Here is a 17,112-nt window from a genome sequence, read left to right as displayed (position 1 = left end):
GTCCGCAGGCGGCGTGGGGACAGGCCCTGGGGATCACCCCCGTCGGACCGGGCCCGGCGCGGTGACGCCGAGGCCCGTGCGCGGTGCCAGGGCCAGGACGCCGATCTTGCCCATGTGTGCGTTGTTCTGGACCAGCCGGGCGGCCTCCGCCGTCTCGGTCAGGGGGTAAGTGGCCGTCAGGGCCGAGGAGATGTGGCCGAGACCCAGGAGGCGGTTCACCGCGGACTGCTCCTGGAGGTTGGCGCCGTGACTGCCGATGACCCGCTTGAGCCGCATCCAGAGGTAGCGGTTGTCGAACTCGTGCTGGTAGCCCGTGCTGGAACCGCAGGTGACCACCGCTCCACCGCGCCGTACGACGAAGACGGAGATGCCGAAGGTGGCGCGGCCGACGTGCTCGAAGACGATGTGGGGGTCCTCGCCCGTGGCGGCCCGGATCAGCCGGCCGAGCCGCTTGCCGACCGTGGCGGGATCGGCCGGTTCGCTGCCGACCAGGCCGATCTCCTCACGGTTGATCACCACCTGGCAGCCGAGGCCGCGCGCGTACTCCGCCTTGGCCTCGCTGCTGACGACACCGACGGCGATACCCCCGCCGTTGCGGACCAGTTGCACCGCGTACGCACCGAGACCGCCGGCCGCTCCCCAGATCAGCACGACGTCGCCCTGGGTCATCCGGGCGCCCCGGTCGCTGACCAGCATGCGGTACGCCGTCCCCGCGCACAGCGGGTTGACGGCCGCCTCCTCCCAGGTCAAGTGACCCGGCTTGGGCAGGAGTTGACTGGCCCGTACGACGCCGTAATGGGCCAGGCCGCCGTAGTTGGTCTCGAAGCCCCAGGCCAGCTGGCCGGCGCCCAGCATGCCGTCCGCGTGCGTCGCGGGGTCCTCCTCGTCGACGTAGACGGGGCTGACGACGACATGGTCACCGGCCCGCCAGCGGCGCACTCCGGCTCCGGTGCGGACGACCACGCCCGCCGCGTCCGAACCGAGGACGTGGAAGGGCTGGTCGTGCCGGGCCGACCAGCGGTCCTGGCGGCCGAAGTGCTTCAGGAAGGTGAAGGTCGGAATGGGCTCGAACATCGCCGACCAGACGGTGTTGTAGTTGATGCCACTGGCCATGACGGCCACGAGGACCTCGTCCGGGGCGAGTTCGGGCATCGGCACGGATCCGACGTGGATGGACTTGCGTACGTCCTTGTCGGCGACGCCGGTGAAACTGCCGACGTCCTCCGCCCTGAGGTGCGCGGCCGTGAAGTGCGCCGGTAACGGAAGGCGTTCCAGTTCGGCACCGGCGGCTCCCGCCACCACTGCCTCGGCCAGGACATCCATGTCGTGCCTCCTTCGAGGGTCATGTGGTTCGTCGTGCGAGGAGTCAGGTCGTTCCTCGTGCGCGTGGTCAGCCGAGTCCGAGGCCCGTGGCGAGCGTCGGCCACGAGGCCTTGAACTCCTGCTGCCAGGACGACCAGGCGTGCGTGCCGCCGTCGTAGAAGTGCACCTGGGCCGGGATCCCCAGCGTTTCGAGCTGGGTGGTGAAACGGTGGGCCTGGCTCCAGAGCGTGCCTTCGAGCACGGCGCCTTCGAGGTTTCCGTAGTCGGTGCTGGGCAGGCCGCTGCCCTGCGAGAGATAGAGCCCGGTGCCCGCGAGCGCGGATGCCCGGGCGTAGGGGTTGTGGAGGTTCCAGTTGTCCCCACTGAAGCCCCAGAGGAGGAACGGCAGCAGGTTCTCCCGCGCGACGATCGCGGAGAGGACGGTCGACATGCCCGGCGCCGAGATGTCCAGGATCCCGCTGTAGGAGGCGGCCGCGCTGAAGACGCCCGGGCGGCGGGCCGCGAAGGCCACGGCGCCGTAGCCGCCGGTCGAGACCCCGGCGACGGCCCGCCGGCCACCGGCCCGGAACCTCTGCCGCAGCAGCTCCATGACCTCGTCGACCTGGAACTTCTCGTAGTCGGGGGAACCGGGCAGACCGTAGTTCCACCAGTTCGTGGGGATGCCGGTCGGGCCCGACGAGGGCATCACCGCGATCACGTCCTGACCCGCGAGGAAACTGCTGACGTCCGTCTCCCGGGTCCAGGACGTGTAGTCGTCGTGGGCGCCCTGGAGGAGGTAGAGGACGGGCCAGGTGCGGTCGGGCCGAGCCGCGTAGCCGGTCGGCAGCAGGACCCGCACGGGCGCGGACGCACGCAGCGCGGGTGAGACGACGGTGAGGTCGACGGTACGGTCGTCGAGCCAGTTCTCGGCGGTGATCCGGGCGCTGTCGCTCGCCGCCGGGGTGACTCCGGCCGCCGTGGCGGCCAGCGCGGCGGTGGAGGCCATGGCCGCGCGGAGAACGGTTCTGCGCGTGGGGCGGTGTACGGGCACGGGCCTACTCCTCGTCTCGGGCATGCGGGTCGGTACGCGTCCGCTGACCCAGGTCACGCGTCAGCAGCCGCGCCAGCGTGTCGACGACCGGCGGGTCGAGCAGCGACAGATGGTGACCGGGCAGCGGAGTCACGGTGAGGTCGGCGCAGTGTTCGTCCCAGCCGAGCGCCGCGTCGTCGCGCTCGTAGCGGGGGTCGCGGACGGTGTGCGGCGCGGGCTCGCTCGCCCGGTAGAGCAGGGTCCGCCCCTCGTACCGCGCCGGCCGGTGGCGTTCCCCGCTGCGCAGGTCGAGATACGAGCTGCGCTGGTGCTCCAGGACGGAGGGCGGCAGGTCCACCGCCTCGCCGAGCACCTTCAGCACGAGGCCGATCGCCTCGGTGTCGTCCAGACCGTCGAGTTCGTCGTACGACAGGTCGAGCGTCACCGCGTAGGTGCGTGCCACGTACGCCGCGAAGTCCGCGAAACGGCGCCGGGTCTCCTCGGCCCGGGTGACGCCGGGCGGGGCGGGCAGCGGCAGCACCGAGTCGATCAAGACGAGGGCGGGCAGGGTGCCGTGCGGGGCCAGCAGCCGGGCGGCCTCCTGCGCCAGCACTCCCCCGTACGACCAACCACCCAGCAGCCAGGGCCCGTCGGGGCAGGTCTCCCGCACCCGTCGCGCGAACTCGGCCGCGCGTCCCGGCACGTCGTCGGGGTCGGCCTGCCGGTCGAATCCGTACAACGGGCGCTGCCCGTCGAGGCGTTCGGCCAGCCGGGCGTAGACGGCGGAGGAGCCGCCGGCGGCATGGGCGAGGAAGAGGGGGGCGCCGGGGCCGGTGCTCGGGAAGTGGCGCAGGAACCTCACGGAGTGGGCTTCGGTGGATCCCGAGGACGCGGGATCAGGCTCCGGGAACGGGGCTTTGAGCGCGGGTGACGGGGCGCCGGGCCGGGCGGGGACGCGAGCGCTCGCACGAGCGCCGGGGAAGCTCTCCGCGCGGAGCTGGTCCGCGTCCGCCGCGAGCGGTTCGGCACCCCCGCGAGCGCCGGAGTTGCCCTCCGCCCCGGGCGGTACCGCGTCCGCCCCGAGCAGGTCCGCCACCGAGCGCAGCGTCCCCCGTCGCAGCAGGGCGCCCGCCTCGAGTTCCACTCCGAACTCCCGCGCCACAGAACCCCGTATCCGCACGGCGGTCAGCGAGTCGAGGCCGAGGTCCGTCAACGGCAGGTCCGGGTCGATGCGTTCGGGGCTGTAGCCCATCACCGCGGCCACGCACCCGCGCAGCCGCTCCAGCGGGCCGGCGTCCGCAGGGGTGAGGCGTGCGGAGGTCCGGACGGCCTTCGGCTCCGTCTCCTCGCCGAACCAGAAGCGCCGGTGGCGCCAGCGCGGCGACGGCACGTCCGCGATGCGGCCGTCCAGCCGCTCACGGAGCCCGTCGGCCGGTACGCCGTTGACCAGCAGTGTGGCGAGCGAGGTACGGAAGGTCAGCGCGTCGTCGGTGTTCTTGCGCAGGGTGGGAACGATCAGGGAGCCCGCCGGCAAGGTGTCGGTCAGCGGGTGCAACTGCGTGGCGTGCGGGGCGACTTCGAGGAAGACGCGGTGGCCGTCCTCGGCGGCCGCGCGCACGGCCTGGACGAACCGCACGGGCCGACGCAGATTGGCCACCCAGTACGCGGTGTCGTACGGGGCGGGGTCACGCGGGTCGTCGAGCACGCTGGAATAGCGCGGGCAGGCGGGGACGGCCGACCGCACCTCACCCAGGTCCCGCGCGAACTCCCGGAGGAGCGGTTCGACTTCGGGTGAGTGGCCCGCCCCGGACACCCCCAGTGGCCGCGCGAACCCGCCGTCCGCCGTCACTCTGGCCACGAACTCCGCCACCTCCTCGGCGGCGCCCGTCACCACGCTCTGCACCGGCGAGGCATGGACGGCGACCTGGACGGAGGGCAGATCCCCGGCACTCGCGCGGATCTCCTGTTCCGACCGGTCGACCACTGCCATGGCACCGCCCGTCAGTCCCGCGAGGAGCCGGGAACGCACGGCGACGATCCTCGCGCCGGTCACCGGGTCGACGCCCCCGGAGACGACGGCCGCGGCGATCTCCCCCAGGGAGTGCCCGATCACGGCACCGGGCGCCAGTCCGTACGACCGCCACAGCTGGGCCAGCGCGAGCTGGACGCCGTACAGGGCGGGCATCACGGCGGCGGGCGAGGACAGATCGGCGTCCGGTTCTAGACTCGCGGTCAAGGAGATGCCCGCGTGCTGGAGCAGCAGCGGCTCCAGCCGCTCGACCGCGTCGGCGAACGCCGGTTCCGCGGTGAGCAGTTGCCGCGCCATGCCGGGCCATTGGGAGCCGTAGCCCGAGAAGATCCAGACGGGCCCGGGGCCGCCCGGCGTCCCGGCGCCCGTGACCACGTGCGGCGACGGCTCGCCCGCGGCCAGCCGGCGCAGCGCGTCCACGGTCTCGGCCCGGTCGCGGGTCACCACGGCCGCGCGGTGGTGTCCGCGCCCGGTACGGCCCGCGAGGGTGCGGGCCAGATCCGTGTCACGCACGCGCGGGGCGTCGGCGAGCCGGCCGGCGAGCTCACCGGCGTACGAGCGGACACGATCCCCGGTGGGCCCGTCGAGCAGCAGCAGTGCGGGCCGCGCCCCGGGCGTCGGGGACCGGCGGTTCGCACGGTGTTCGGCGAGGACGACATGCGCGTTGGTGCCGCCGAACCCGAAGGCCGAGACGCCGGCGGTGGCCGTTCCGGAGTAGCGCGGCCACGGCTCGGGCTCGGTGACGACGCGCAGGCCGAGGACGTCGAGATCGGCGTGCGGGCCGGGGCCGGTGTAGTGGAGCTGCGGTGGGATCTCTCCGTGGTGCAGGGCGAGGACGGTCTTGATGAGCCCGGCGATCCCGGCGGCCGCCTCCAGATGCCCGAGATTGGTCTTCACCGAGCCGATGAGCAGCGGCTGTTCGAGGGTGCGCCCGGTGCCGAGCACGGCGCCGAGGGCCCCCGCCTCGATGGGGTCGCCGAGCGCGGTTCCGGTGCCGTGCGCCTCCACGTAGTCGACGGTGGCCGGGTCGGGGTGCACCTCGGTGAGGAGGTTCCGCTGCGCCGCCGCGCTGGGCGCGGTCAGGCCGTTGGAGCGGCCGTCGGAGTTCACTCCCGTCGCTCGGATCTCCGCGAGGACCCGGTCGCCGTCGCGTTCCGCGTCCGCGAGCCGCTTCAGTACGACGACACCACATCCCTCGCCGCGGACGATCCCGTCGGCGGTCGCGTCGAACGCCTTGCACCGGCCGTCCGGCGCGAGGGCGCCCGCGCGCTGGAGGGAGAGGGTGACGGCGGGCGCCAGCAGCAGGTTCGCGCCGGCCGCGAGCGCGGTGTCGCACTCCCCTGTCAGCAGGCTCCGTACGGCGTGATGCACCGCGACCAGGGACGACGAGCACGCGGTGTCGACGGCCAGGCTCGGGCCGCGCAGGTCGAGGGCGTACGAGAGGCGGCCCGCGGCGATGCTCAGGGCGGCACCCGTTGCCGTCCAGGCGTCGGGGGCGGCGGCCGACAGGTGGGCGTACTCGTTGCCGCTGATGCCGACGAAGACTCCGGTGCGGGTGCCGGTGACGGACAGCGCCGCGTGGTCCAGGGCCTCACGGGTGACTTCGAGAAGCATGCGCTGCTGCGGATCCATGGCGGCCGCCTCGTGCGCGCCGATGCCGAAGAACTCGGCGTCGAAGCCGGCGATGTCGTCGAGGAACGCTCCGTGCCGGCTGACCTCCGGGTCCACCGGAAACGGGTCCCACCTCCCGGCGGGAACGGTGCCGACGGCATCCCGGCCCTCGGTGAGCAGACGCCAGTACGCCTCGGGTGAGTCGGCGCCACCGGGGAAGCGGCAGCCGAGGCCCACGACGGCGACGGCGGGGGTTGCGGCCGCCGGAACGGGGGCCGGGTGGCCGGATCTTGGGGCGGCGGCCGTGCCGAACACGGGCCGTCCGTCCGTGCCCGGGAAACCGAGCCCGGACTGCACGCCCGTGCCGGGGAAACCGAGCCCGGACTGCACGCCCGTGCCCGGGGAGCCCGAGAGGCCGGTCCAGGACTGCCCACCCGGGTCGGCGGTGCCGAGCACGAACTCCCCGCGCGGGCCGAGGGAGTCGAGCCCGGACTCGCCGCGCGAACCGAGGGAGTCGAGCCCGGACCCCCCGCGCGGGCCGAAGGAGTCGAGCCCGGACCCCCCGCGCGGGCCGAAGGAGTCGAGCCCGGACTGCCCGCCCGCTCCGGGGGCGCCGGGCACGAACTGACCCTGCGTGCCGGGCAGGACGGGAGGGTGCGGCTTCCCGGGGCCCGGCGCGGATGCCCCAGGTCGCTCGGTCGTCAGCTCCCGCGCGAGGGCGTCGATCGTCCCCGCGTCCCAGAGCAGCGTGTCGGGGAGGCGTCGGCCGGCGAGATCGCTGAGCAGCGCGGTCAGCGCCACCGCGTCCCGTGAGGTGAGGCCCAGCTCGGCGAGCGGCCGGTCGTCGGCGACCGTCTCCGGTGCGAGGCCGTACCAGGCACCGAGCCGCTCGACGACGAGACCACGGATCTGCGGTCGCGTGGGCCTCATCGGGGGCCGAACCCGCCGTCGAGGAAACGCGCCCGGCTCGCGGCCCGGGCCACCTTCCCGCTGCTGGTGCGGGGCACGGCACCGGGCGGGACGAGCCGCAGGCCGGCGAGTCGCAGGCCGTGGCGTTCGGACACGGCGGCCCGGGCGGCACGTTCGGCGTCGCAGGTCTGCCGCTCCGTCGGGTGCGCGTCCCTGCGGTGCTCGGCGACCACGACCAGTTCCTCGCCCGTCCCGTCCGCGCGGATCACGGCGAACGCGGCGAGCCGGTCGCGGCGGACCAGGGGCGCCACGCTCTGCACGGTCTCCTCGACGTCCTGGGGGTAGTGGTTGCGGCCGTCGACGATGATCACGTCCTTGAGGCGGCCGGTGACCAGGAGCCGGTCTTCGTGCAGGGCCCCCAGGTCCCCGGTGCGCAGCCACCCGTCCGGATCGCCGAAGGCCTGGTCGACGCGCTTCCAGTAGCCGCGCGCGACATTGGGCCCGCGTAACTGGATCTCGCCCACCCGCCCCTGCGGCAGCACCTCGCCGTCCGCGCCGACGATTCGCAGCTCCTGCCCGACGGGTGCGCCGCAGGAGACCAGTTCGGCGGTGTCGTGGAGTGCCTCCCGGCCTCCGTCCGACGCATCGTCCCGGGCGGGATCCGGCGTGCGCCCGGCGTCCGGAGCCTGATCGCGCGGGTGCGGTTCCAGCACGACCTCGATGCGCCCCTGGGCCAGCGCGCCCGCGGCGCAGACCACGGTCACGGGCGGAGTCGCCGAGGAGTCCGCGGCCGCGAACACGGTGGCCTCGGCGAGGCCGTACGCGGGACAGTGCGCGGCCGGATCCAGATCCGCGGGCGCGAAGGCCGCCCGGAACCGCTCGATCGTGCCCGGCCGCACCGGCTCACTGCCGTTGATCAGCACCCGTACGCGGTCCAGGCGCAGTTCGTCGACGAGGTCGGGTGCGGTGCGGGCCACGCAGTAGTCGTACGCGAAGTTCGGTGCGGCGCTGATCGTGCCGTCGTACGAGCCGAGCAGGCGCAGCCAGCGCGCGGGGTCCTCCAGGAAGGAGACCGGGTCCATCAGGACGGAGGGGAAGCCGCCCACGACGGGGGCCGCGACGCTGAGGACCAGGCCCATGTCGTGGAAGAGGGGCAGCCAGCCGACGGTCGTGGCGGTCCGCGGGTCGGCGACGAAGGCGTCGAGGGCCTGGCGGGCGTTGGCGACGACATTGGCGTGGCTGATCATCACGCCGGCCGGGCTGCGTGTGGAGCCGGAGGTGTACTGGAGATACGCGATGTCGTCGGGGTCGGGACCGGGCGTCTCGGTGCCCGGTTCGAGGCGCTGGACGGTGAGTTGGTCGACGGCGACGATCCGCGGTGCCGGCAGGTTCCGGTCCGCGACGAACGCGCTCACGGCGGCCACGGTGGCCGAGTCGGTGAGCAGGCAGGCGGGTTCGCAGTCGGCGAGGACCGCCGCCAAGCGGCCTTCGTGGCCGGGGAGTTGCGGTGCGAAGAGCGGTACGGCGATCACCCGGGCGTACAGGCAGCCCAGGAACGCCACCACGTAGTCGAGTCCTTGCGGCATGACCAGCGCGGCCCGGTCGCCGGGAGCGGCCACCGTCGCCAGCCGGTCGGCCACCGCGCGGGCGCGCGCGTCCAGGGCGCGCCAGCCGAGCGTGCGGTGGCGCCCCGCCGAAGTCAGGTCGGGGAAGTCGACGTGGGTGACGGCCCGTTGCTGCGGCCGGTGGCGCGCCCAGTACCGAAGGTGGTCCGGCAGGCAGGTGAGGGAGACATCCCTCTGCTGCGGTCGCGGGGAGTCCGAAGTGGGGGGCGTGGGCCGGGTGGGGGGCATGGCGGCTCCAACTGATCGGCACGCTCGAACGGTTGTCTCCGTGGGGTGATGCACCAGGTTCCGCTGAAGGGCCGCGCTTGAGTTAGACGACGCACTGACAGTTCGTCAGTGCACTTCTGTCAGTCCTCTGACAAAGGCGGCGCGGCGATTCGGCGTCCCGGGGCAGAGTCACCGCGGCACCGCACCGCGGACAATCCGGGCCAGGGCACACGTCGGCGGAGGGAGCGGCGGTGGGACGTGCACGGCCGGCCGCACTGCTGGCGCTGGTCACCCTGACCGGGTTCATCACGACCCTCGACAACACCGTGATCAATGTCGCCCTGCCGACCGTGCAGCGTGAACTCGGGCTGACCGTGGCCGACTTGGAGTGGGTCGCCAGCAGCTATGTGCTCAGTTTCGGCGCACTGCTGCTGCCCGGCGGGCGGCTGACCGACCTCTTCGGACGCCGGAACGTCCTGGCGGCCGGCATCGTCGTCTTCACGGTCGCCTCGGCCGCGGCGGCGCTCGCGGACAGCGGCGGCACCCTCATCGCGGCCCGTACCGTGCAGGGCGTCGGGGCCGCCCTGGTCATCCCCGCCTCCCTGGCCGTGGTCGCCGCCGACCTGCCCGCCCGCCGCCGCGCGACCGCCGTCGGCCTGTGGACGGCCGCCCTGGCCGTGGCCCTGGCACTCGGGCCGGTGGTCGGCGGCTTCGTCACCCAACAGTGGTCCTGGAGCTGGGTGTTCGCGCTGAACGTGCCGTTCGGATTGTGCGCCCTGCTGCTGATCCCCGCGGTCCCCGCCCGGGCCGCCCCCGTCCGTGGCGGTGTCGACGTGCCGGGCGTCCTGCTCTCCGTCCTCGCGCTCTATCTCCTCACCTACGCCCTGGTCCGCGGTGGCGACCACGGCTTCGGGAACCGTCCCGTGCCGCTGTGCCTGGGCCTGTCGGCATTCGCCGCCTGCGCGTTCACCGTCCGGGAGGCACGCGCCGCCCGGCCCCTGGTCGTGCCCCGGCTGCTCCGCGACCGGTTCCTCACCGGCGGCGTACTCGCCCAGATGCTGTGGGGCATCGGCGTCAACGGCGTCTTCTTCTTCACGGCCCTCTACCTCCAGCGCGTCCTCGGCTTCTCGCCGACCAGGGCGGGCCTGGCCTTCCTGCCCCTGGCCGGGGCGCTGCTGGTGTGCACTCCGCTCGCCGAACGGGCGGCCCGGACACTGGGCGCGCACGTCTCGATCTCCGTGGGACTCGGCCTCGTGGCGGTCGGCCTGCTGTACGTCTCCGGAACGGGCCTGCGTGCGGACTACTGGGACCTGCAGCCCGGCCTGCTGCTGATCGGGGCGGGCTCGGCGCTCACCACTCCCCTGACGGTGCGCTCACTGGCCGAAGTGCCCGCCACGCACACGGGAATGGCGACCGGACTGGTCAGCGCGGCGCGCGAGGTGTCGGGCGTGTTCGGCGTGGTACTGGTCGGCGTGGTGCTCACCCGTCGGGAGCGCACCACGCTGCGCGCCGGAATCGACCCGCGCAGTGCCTTCCTCCACGGCTACGACCTCGGACTGCGGCTCGCGGCCTGCTGCGTGCTGGCCGGTGCGCTCGTCACTCTGGTCGCACTGCGTCCCCGTGGCCGGCACCGGCGGACGGTGGCGCGCGAGCACCTCCGTGAGACGAGCGTTGTCACGAAGTGATAATCCGAGCCTCCATATATGTACGCCGGTGATGAGCCACCGGAGATCACCGGCGGGTATCGTCTCCGGTCCCCTGTTCCCCACGCAGGAGGGAGCCGCCGCGTTGAACGGATTCCGGACGCTGGAGAGCGAGGCCGCGTCCCACGGCGCGCGGATCACGGCCGCGGGTGACATCACACCGGGCCGCGTCCCCCACGACGAGCCCAACGGCCCCTTCAGAGCGTTCCCTTCGGATCTGCACGACCACTTCAGACCGTTCTTCTCGGACCTCATCGAAGAGGTCGTACGGGCCATCAGGACCCAGATCCCGGAGTACGCGCGTCCGATGGACGACACGTACATGCTGGTCGTACGCCGGGGTGTGGAGCGCGCGCTGGAGGGGTTCCTCGACCGGATGGCCGAGCCGGACACCGACTGGGCGCCGGTGCAGGCGACGTATCAGCGCATCGGACGCGGGGAGGCGGACGAGGGGCGCAGCCTCGACTCCTTCCAGTCGGCACTGCGGCTCGGCGCGCGGGTGGCGTGGCGCCGCGTCAACGCCCTGGTCGACGCCGACCTGCTGCCCCGCCATGTGCTGGCCGCGTTCGGCGAGGCGATGTTCCTGTACCTCGACGAGATGGCGGCCGCCACGACCGCGGGCTACACGGAGGCGCGGCTGCACAGGGCGGGCGAGCTGCAGCAGCGGCGCGCCCGGCTGATCGATCTGCTCACCGCCGACCCGCCGGTGTCGGCGGGGGCGATCAGCGATCTCGCGCACACCGTGCGGTGGCCGGTGCCGCGGGCGCTGGCGGTGGTGGCGATCGACCAGGGCCCGCAGCCGACGGTGGCGTGGTCGATCGTGCCGCCCGGATTCCTCGCCCGGTTCGACGTACAGCCGTCCGTGCTCGTCGTCCCCGACCCGGAAGGGCCGGGCCGGGCCCGGGCGGTGGCTGGGGCGCTGCGGGGGCTGCGGGCGGCCATGGGGCCGACGGTCACGCCTCAGGAGGGCGCGCGGTCGCTGCGCTGGGCGACGCAGGCGCTGGATCTGGTCCGGCGCGGTGTCCTGCCGGACTCGGAGCTGGTGCGGTGTCAGGAGCACCTGGCCACCCTGCTGCTCTTCCGTGACGAGGCGCTGGTGGACGCGATGGCCGAACGTCATCTGCACCCGCTGGAGGAGATGCGCCCGCCGCAGCGGGACCGGCTCGCCGAGACGCTGCTGTGCTGGCTGCAGTGCGGGCACAACGCCAGCGAGGTCGCCGCCCAACTCGCCGTGCATCCGCAGACGGTGCGCTATCGGATGCGCCAGCTGGACGCGCTGTTCGGCGACCGCCTCCTCGACCCGACCGTCCAGTTCGAAATGCAACTGGCGCTGCGGGCACGGGCTTTGCGCGGGAGCGCCGCGTCGAGGCAACCCGAGTAGCCGAGGCCACCGGGCGCCCGAGGCCGCTGCGCGCTGTCCCCATTCCCCTTTCCGCTGTCCGCTGGCCGCCGTCCGCTGCCGCTGGCCGCTGGCCGCTGGCCGCAAGTCGCAAGTCGCAAGTCGCAAGTCGTTGCGGCAGTGTGGCGGGACGAGTGTGCCCGGTCCCCCAGCCGGTCCCCCTCCCGGCCATCGGCTCCGGTGGTGGTCGTAAGACGTCTTCGTCAGGCGTGCGCACAGGCACGCACCGCAGACACACGTAGCGCTTCGTTCCGTCCGACCCCTTTGGCCATGCCGGTCGATTCGAGCACCGTCGAATTGATTGAGCATCGCGGACGTCCGGGCAATTCTCTTTCCGGGACCTGACCGCCCGCTGCCCTCATCCAGGGGTGGTTTCGCCGATCCGGGCAAACACCAAGGGGGACACCGTCATGGCACCGCTGCGAAGTTCTGGCGGAAAGCGTCGTCTTGCCGCTGCGGTCGCCGCCGCGGCGTGTGTGGCCCTGGCGGTACCGGCAGTCGTGCACGCCGTCTCCGAATCCCCTGGCGAATCCTCCGCTTCCCCGGCGCAGCCCGCCGCGGGTTCCGCGAAGCAACAGTCGCGTGAACCGAGCCGGCAGGAGCAGGACATGCTGTACACGGCGGGACAGATCCTGCTGCGTGACTGCATGCAAAAGCAGGGCTTCGAATACCGGCCCGTGAAGGAGAATCCGGTACCGGAAGCACGGGAGTTCCCGTACGTCATCACTGATGTGTCGTGGGCCCGGAAGCACGGCTACGGCACCGACATTCAGAGGGCGTTGGCCAAGGTGCGGGAAACCGACCCCAACCAGCGCTACTTCCGCAGCCTGCCGGCCAAGCGGAGAACGGCCGCGCTGACCGCGGCCAATGGCACCCGCCCTCTGAAGGTGACCGCCAAGGCCCCGGACGGCATGCTGTTCCAACGCAGCCCCGAGGGCTGTCAGTCGGAGGCCGACCGGAAACTCTACGGAGACCTCCAGAAGTGGTTCCAGGCCAAGGTCACGTTTGACACGCTGACCGAAATCCGCCGTTCCCGCGTCGTGGCGGACCCCCGCTTCGGCAAAGCGCTGAAGCCCTGGGCCGCCTGTATGCGCGCCGCCGGCCACTCCTACTCCAGCCCCGTCCAACTGCGGGAATCCCTGGCGCCGTCGAATCAGCAGCTGTCACGGAAGAAGGAAATCCGGCTCGCCGTGGCCGAAGCGGACTGCGCGGTCAGCTCAGGCCTGGTGGGCAAGGCAGCCGCATTGGACCGGGAGTACGACGGGAAACTCCGCAAGCAATACCACTCGGACGTCGAAACCCGACGCCGACTTCAGCTCACCGCACTGCCCCGCGCCCGCTCGATCACCCGAACCGCCGGCACGGATCAGTCAGCCAAGTCAACGCGAGACCCGTAAAGAGAGGAACACCATGGGCAAGCTACGCACCCTTCTGGTCGGCGCCGCACTCGCCGCACTGACCGTGGGAGTCACGCCCCTCACCGCCCAGGCGTCGTCGGGACCCGCTCTCCTGCCCCCTGGGTCCCTCTACGTCTACTACAACACCGGCTACTCGGGATGGTGCGACGACTGGTCGGGGGAAGCCCCCGACTGGGGCAGCTGCCGCAACCAGGTGAGCTCGCTCTTCAACAACGGCTATCCCGGCAACCTGGACGACATCTGGGTGTACTGGGGCCTGAACTACACGGGTGCCCGCAGAGGCGTCTACCAGGGCGTGGGGCTCAGCGATCTCCGCCAGTGGAAATTCGACGCGAACACGGGCCCCGGCTCAGGGGAATGGCTCAACGACAACATCTCGTCCCACCGATGGACCAACCTGCCGTAGGCGCCGGTCCCCGACGAGAGGGACTTCCTGGACAGCTGTCCATGTATAGTGGCCAGCTGTCCAGGAAGTAAGAGCACGGAGGAGCCCGCCGCGATGCACATGGCCGCGAACGTTCTGGTCGGACTGGTGGCCGCGCTGCACGCGTACATCCTGGTTCTGGAGATGTTCCTGTGGGAGCGCGCGCCGGGCCGGGGGCTGCACGGGTTCGATGCCGAGATGGCGCAGGCCACGGCGCCGCTGGCCGCGAATCAGGGGCTGTACAACGGATTCCTGGCGGCGGGCCTGGTGTGGGGACTGATCGCCGCGGACCCGACCGGATTCCGCGTGCAGGTGTTCTTCCTGGTGTGCGTCGTGGTCGCTGGGGTGTACGGAACGGTCACCGCCAACCGCCGCATCCTGTTCGCCCAGGCCCTGCCGGGCGCGGTCGCCCTGGCCGCCGTCCTCGTCGCCGGATGAGCCCGCGGGACGGCGGGGCGCCTGAGGACAGTGGAGCCGGCGGGGCGGCGGAGGAGCGTGGGGCCGGCAACGCGCCCGAGGACCGCGGAGCCGGCAGCGCGCCGGAAAGCCCCCTGGCGCCCCGGGCGTCGAAAGACCCACGGAAGTCCCGGATGCCGGTGGACCGCGGGGCCGCCCGGGCGAAGGACCCACGCGGCACCCGGACACCGGAAGATCCCCGGGCCACTCGCACCCGCGCCAGACTGCGGAAGGCGCTGCTGGACGAGTGTGCCCGGCGCCCGCTGGACGAGATCGGTGTCGCCGCCCTCGTGCGGGCGGCCGGGGTCGGCCGGGCCACGTTCTACGTGCACTACGCCGACCTGGAGGCGCTGGCCGTCGACGCCTGCGCCGATGTCGTACGGGAGGCCGTGGACGCGCTGCACGCCTGGCGCGGCCGGCCGGACCCGGTCTCGGCGCCGCCCGCCCTGCTCGCGTTCTTCGCCGGGCTCCCCCCGCATGCCGCCCTGTATCGCGCCCTGTTGGCACCGGGCGGCGGCGGACCGCTCGGGCGCGTACTGCATCAGGACCTGCGTGCCCGCAGCCTGGCCGAGCGGCAGCTCGTCGGCGCCCCGGACGCCCCGCTGGTCGCGTCCGCCGTGGCCGCCACCTTCGCGGGCGTCCTCGCGGACTGGCTGCACGGACTGTTGGAGGGCGCCCCCGAGGAAGTCGCCCACCAGGTCTGGCAGTTGCTCGTCGCCCTGCACGGAAGCCGATGACCCAGCACCAGCACCGCCGAACGCACTGCGCCCGGTGGAACGGCTAGCGCACCGCCTGGAACGTACGCCGGTACGCCTGTGGTGAGACGCCGATCGCGGCGTGCAGATGCTGGCGCAGCGAGGCGCCCGTCGCGAACCCCACCTCGCCGGCGATCTGGTCGACCGGCAGGTCGCTGACCTCCAGCAGATGGCGGGCCCGGGCCACCCGCTGCTGGATGAGCCAGCGGCCGGGGCTCATGCCCACCTCGTCGTTGAAGCGGCGGGCGAAGGTGCGCAGGCTCATCCGGGCATGGCCGGCGAGATCGGCCAGCGCCAGGGGCTCCCCCAGGCGCTCCAGGGCCCAGCGCCGGGTCGCGGCGGTGCCGGCCGCCGAGGGTCCCGGCACCGGCAGCTCGATGTACTGCGCCTGTCCGCCGTCGCGCCACGGCGGCACCACGCAGCGCCGCGCCACCTTGTTGGCCAGCTCGCTGCCGTGGTCCTTGCGGATGAGGTGCAGACAGACGTCGACGCCGGACGCGGCCCCGGCCGAGGTGAGGATCGAGCCGTCGTCGACGAAGAGCACGTCCGGATCGAGGGCCACGTGCGGGAACATGCGCCGGAACTGCTCGGCGAGCTGCCAGTGCGTCGTGGCCCGGTGCCCGTCGAGCAGACCGGCCGCCGCCAGGATGAAGGCTCCCGTGCAGATCGAGACGGTGCGGGCGCCCGGCCGGATGAGCGCGAGCGCGGCCGTGAGCTCGGCGGAGAGCTCCGAGGTGACGCCGGCCTCGGCGATGGGCGGGATCACCACGATGTCGGCCGTGCGCAGCACCTCCGGGCCGTGCTCGACGGTCACCGAGAAGTCGGCGTTGGTGCGCACCGTCCTTCCGTCGGCACTGCAGGTCAGCACCTCGTACCGGCCGTCCGCGGCGCCGAAGATCCGGCTGGGGATACCCAGCTCGAAGGGATAGATCCCGTCGAGGGCCAGGACGACGACTCGCTCCACATCTCGCACACGCTCCATGGCACGATCCTATCGAACATTGGCGTTCATGCCATTTCCTGGCCAGGCCGTCCTCGGCAGGCTGGTCTCCATGACCACTGCGAACACGAACGACACGACCGCGAGCCCCGCTCCCGCCGCCTCCGCCACCCCCTCTGCCGCGCCCCGGATGCGCGCGATCCGTCAGGACGTCCTCGGCGGGCCCGAGGTGCTCCAGGAGGTCGAGATCGACCGCCCCGCACCCGGGCCGAGCGAGGTGCTGGTCCGCGTGCGGGCGGCGGGGCTGAACCCGACCGACTGGAAGCACCGCGCGAACGGCGGGTTCCTCAAGAACCCGCCGTTCGTCCTCGGCTGGGACGTCTCCGGTGTCGTCGAGGCGGTCGGCCTCGGAGTCACCCTGTTCCAGCCCGGCGACGAGGTCTTCGGGATGCTGCCCTACCCCTACGGCGTCGGCTCGCACGCCGAGTACGTCAAGGGCCCGGCCCGCGCCTTCGCCCGTAAGCCGGCGTCCGTCGACCACGAGCAGGCCGGCGCGATCCCGCTCGCGGCCCTCACGGCGTGGCAGGCGCTTGTCGACACCGCCGATGTGCAGCCCGGACAGCGCGTGCTGATCCATGCGGCGGCCGGCGGGGTGGGACACCTCGCGGTGCAGATCGCCAAGGCCCGCGGCGCGTATGTGATCGGAACGGCCAGCGCGGGCAAGCACGACTTCCTGCGCGAGCTCGGCGTCGACGAGCCGGTCGACTACCGGGAGACCGACTTCGCCGAGGCCGTCAGCGATGTCGACGTCGTGCTCGACACGATCGGCGACGACTACCGCTTCCGCTCCCTGCGCGTCCTGCGCCCGGGCGGCCTCCTCGTCTCGATCCTGCCCAGCGGCGCGCGGGACTTCATCGAGGAGGCCGAGCGGCTCGGTGTCCGGGCGATCGAACTGCTCGTCGAGGCCGACCACGCCGGGATGAACGCGATCGCGGACCTGGTCGAGGCCGGCAAGCTGCGCGCCACCATCGCCGGCTCCTTCCCGCTGGCGGAGGCCGCCAAGGCCCACGAGCTCGGCGACACCGGCCGGACGGCCGGAAAGCTGGTGCTGACGCTGCCGTAGCCGGCCCGGCGCGGCCTGCAGAGCTAGGGAGACACCGAGGTCCGGTCTCGCCTCCCCGGGGGTGGGACCGGACCCTCGCATGTCCGCCGTGACCAGTACGTCGGCGGAGAAGGGCCGGTTCCCCCAGCCGGCCGGACCGCGGCTCCAGGGGTTCCGGGCTCGCCGACGCCACCGCAGGAAA

Annotated in this window: 12 protein-coding genes; 7 read left to right on the top strand and 5 right to left on the bottom strand. The window is 72.8% G+C overall.

The window, feature by feature from the left end; all coding sequences use genetic code 11:
• Positions 1-33: 33 nt before the first annotated feature.
• From ccrA to ACFVYF_RS09515, 4 genes are all read right to left on the bottom strand, one after another.
• Positions 34-1,323: a crotonyl-CoA carboxylase/reductase gene (gene ccrA / locus ACFVYF_RS09530; RefSeq protein ID WP_389453306.1), complete on the bottom strand. Its 1,290-nt coding sequence runs from the start codon at positions 1,321-1,323 to the stop codon at positions 34-36.
• Between the two features lie 67 nt (positions 1,324-1,390).
• On the bottom strand, positions 1,391-2,353 hold the full coding sequence (locus ACFVYF_RS09525; protein ID WP_389453304.1) for an alpha/beta hydrolase: 963 nt from the start codon (positions 2,351-2,353) through the stop codon (positions 1,391-1,393).
• 4 nt (positions 2,354-2,357) lie between these two features.
• The gene (locus tag ACFVYF_RS09520; RefSeq protein WP_389453301.1) at positions 2,358-6,902 is read right to left on the bottom strand and encodes a beta-ketoacyl synthase N-terminal-like domain-containing protein; all 4,545 of its coding nucleotides are present in this window, start codon (positions 6,900-6,902) and stop codon (positions 2,358-2,360) included.
• On the bottom strand, positions 6,899-8,734 hold the full coding sequence (locus ACFVYF_RS09515) for a fatty acyl-AMP ligase (protein WP_389453298.1): 1,836 nt from the start codon (positions 8,732-8,734) through the stop codon (positions 6,899-6,901). The genes ACFVYF_RS09520 and ACFVYF_RS09515 overlap by 4 nt, the downstream gene beginning before the upstream one ends.
• Positions 8,735-8,964: 230 nt before the next feature.
• On the opposite strand from ACFVYF_RS09515, the gene ACFVYF_RS09510 reads away from it, so the two are divergent.
• The 6 genes from ACFVYF_RS09510 (at position 8,965) to ACFVYF_RS09485 (ending at position 14,850) form a co-directional block, all read left to right on the top strand.
• On the top strand, positions 8,965-10,398 hold the full coding sequence (locus ACFVYF_RS09510) for an MFS transporter (RefSeq protein WP_389453295.1): 1,434 nt from the start codon (positions 8,965-8,967) through the stop codon (positions 10,396-10,398).
• A gap of 103 nt (positions 10,399-10,501) precedes the next feature.
• Positions 10,502-11,797 (top strand): PucR family transcriptional regulator, encoded by a 1,296-nt coding sequence (locus tag ACFVYF_RS09505; RefSeq protein WP_389453292.1) that lies wholly within the window; start codon positions 10,502-10,504, stop codon positions 11,795-11,797.
• A gap of 428 nt (positions 11,798-12,225) precedes the next feature.
• Complete coding sequence (locus ACFVYF_RS09500; protein WP_389453290.1) at positions 12,226-13,212, top strand: hypothetical protein; 987 nt, start codon at positions 12,226-12,228, stop codon at positions 13,210-13,212.
• 13 nt (positions 13,213-13,225) lie between these two features.
• Positions 13,226-13,639, top strand: coding sequence for a hypothetical protein (locus tag ACFVYF_RS09495; protein ID WP_389453287.1), 414 nt, complete (start codon positions 13,226-13,228; stop codon positions 13,637-13,639).
• 93 nt (positions 13,640-13,732) lie between these two features.
• The gene (locus ACFVYF_RS09490; RefSeq protein ID WP_389453284.1) at positions 13,733-14,095 is read left to right on the top strand and encodes a DUF1304 domain-containing protein; all 363 of its coding nucleotides are present in this window, start codon (positions 13,733-13,735) and stop codon (positions 14,093-14,095) included.
• A 152-nt stretch (positions 14,096-14,247) separates the two neighbouring features.
• Positions 14,248-14,850, top strand: coding sequence for a TetR/AcrR family transcriptional regulator (locus ACFVYF_RS09485; protein WP_389453281.1), 603 nt, complete (start codon positions 14,248-14,250; stop codon positions 14,848-14,850).
• Positions 14,851-14,893: 43 nt separating this feature from the next.
• On the opposite strand, the gene ACFVYF_RS09480 is transcribed toward ACFVYF_RS09485, so the two are convergent.
• Positions 14,894-15,850, bottom strand: a complete 957-nt coding sequence (locus ACFVYF_RS09480; protein ID WP_389453278.1) for a GlxA family transcriptional regulator — start codon at positions 15,848-15,850, stop codon at positions 14,894-14,896.
• Between the two features lie 148 nt (positions 15,851-15,998).
• Between ACFVYF_RS09480 and ACFVYF_RS09475 the strand changes: the two genes are divergently transcribed.
• Positions 15,999-16,931: an NADP-dependent oxidoreductase gene (locus tag ACFVYF_RS09475; protein ID WP_389453633.1), complete on the top strand. Its 933-nt coding sequence runs from the start codon at positions 15,999-16,001 to the stop codon at positions 16,929-16,931.
• Positions 16,932-17,112: the final 181 nt, after the last annotated feature.

Source organism: Streptomyces sp. NPDC058274 (assembly GCF_042881375.1).
GTDB lineage: Bacteria > Actinomycetota > Actinomycetes > Streptomycetales > Streptomycetaceae > Streptomyces.
The sequence above is the reverse complement of the archived record's forward strand: the minus strand, read 5'-3'. Positions and strand labels throughout refer to the sequence as shown.